This window comes from Cellulomonas rhizosphaerae, assembly GCF_003470205.1.
Classification (GTDB): Bacteria; Actinomycetota; Actinomycetes; order Actinomycetales; family Cellulomonadaceae; genus Cellulomonas; species Cellulomonas rhizosphaerae.
On sequence record NZ_QWKP01000008.1, the window covers coordinates 1 to 1,255 of the forward strand.

Here is a 1,255-nt window from a genome sequence, read left to right on the forward strand (position 1 = left end):
CGCGACGTGCCGCAGCTCGGCCTTGGTCATCCCGGGCTGGAGGTGGATCTGGTGCTGCCACGTGTACGTCTTCTTGCCGGCCACGGTGCTGACCCAGACGTACTTCTCGGTCGCCATGCCGACCGTGGAGGAGTCGACCAGGTTGGTGTTCACGAAGATCGGGGTGCGGGGGCAGTAGGCCTTGATGTACGAGCGGGCGCGCGCGATGTACGACTTGTACTTCACCCCGTCGGTGGTCCACGTCGTCCACTTCTTCGTCACCGACGTCGACTGCGACGTCTTGGCCACGACCACGCGGAACGACTTCTTGCCCGGCTTGGCCTTGTACGCGACGGAGAACTTCGCCGAGCTCCGCGAGACCGTCGTCGAGTCGACCGTGACCCACTTCGAGCCGTCCTTGCGCTGCACGCTGACCTTCTGGCCGAGGGCCGGGTACACGGTGCCGCTGAACTTCACGGTGGCCGTGGACAGCGCGTACGACGGCGGGATGACGCTGACGAAGGTCTTCACGGCGGCGCTGGCGGACGGCGCCAGGACCAGCCCGAGGGCGGCCAGGAGCGCGACCACGAGCGCGGAGGCGGTCAGTCGACGAGTGCGTGTCTGCATGGCTGAGCTTCCCCCCAAGGTCGCCGGCAACGGTGCGTGGCGACGTGGCGGGAAGAGTAATCCGATTTTCGGGGCCGGGGAACCCTCTCGCCGTTGCTAGGCTGTGCGACGTCGTGACTGGCGCAACGGGTGGACTACCACCGGGGAGCGACGAGCAGCAGGACCAACGGGTCGGACGCCTGGGCCCCCGGTCACCATCACACCGGTCCCCACCGAGTGCGCGGTGACGGACCCCGGACACCCCGCACGCTGCCGAAGGAGCTTTCGTGAGCGCCGAGAACACCCCGATCCTCGACCAGAACATCTCCGAGCTCGACCCGGAGATCGCCGCAGTCCTCGACGGTGAGCTGGCCCGCCAGCAGTCCACCCTCGAGATGATCGCGTCCGAGAACTTCGTCCCCCGGGCGGTCCTGCAGGCGCAGGGCTCCGTGCTGACGAACAAGTACGCCGAGGGCTACCCCGGCCGCCGGTACTACGGCGGCTGCGAGCAGGTCGACGTCGCCGAGACCATCGCGATCGAGCGGGCCAAGGCCCTGTTCGGCGCGGAGTTCGCCAACGTCCAGCCGCACTCGGGCGCGACGGCCAACGCCGCCGTGCTGCACGCGATCGCCCGGCCCGGGGACACGATCCTCGGCCTCGCCCTCGACCA

At 68.8% G+C, this 1,255-nt stretch carries 1 protein-coding gene, 1 pseudogene and 1 riboswitch; of the genes and pseudogenes, one reads left to right on the plus strand and one right to left on the minus strand.

The window, feature by feature from the left end:
* On the minus strand, window positions 1-606 hold a 606-nt coding region (locus D1825_RS00070), incomplete at its 3' end, for a hypothetical protein (RefSeq protein ID WP_138066863.1).
* Between the two features lie 103 nt (window positions 607-709).
* Window positions 710-798, plus strand: a riboswitch (ZMP/ZTP riboswitch).
* Between the two features lie 74 nt (window positions 799-872).
* Here D1825_RS00070 and D1825_RS00075 point away from each other — a divergent pair.
* Window positions 873-1,255, plus strand: a pseudogene (locus D1825_RS00075) (serine hydroxymethyltransferase); the annotation flags it as partial.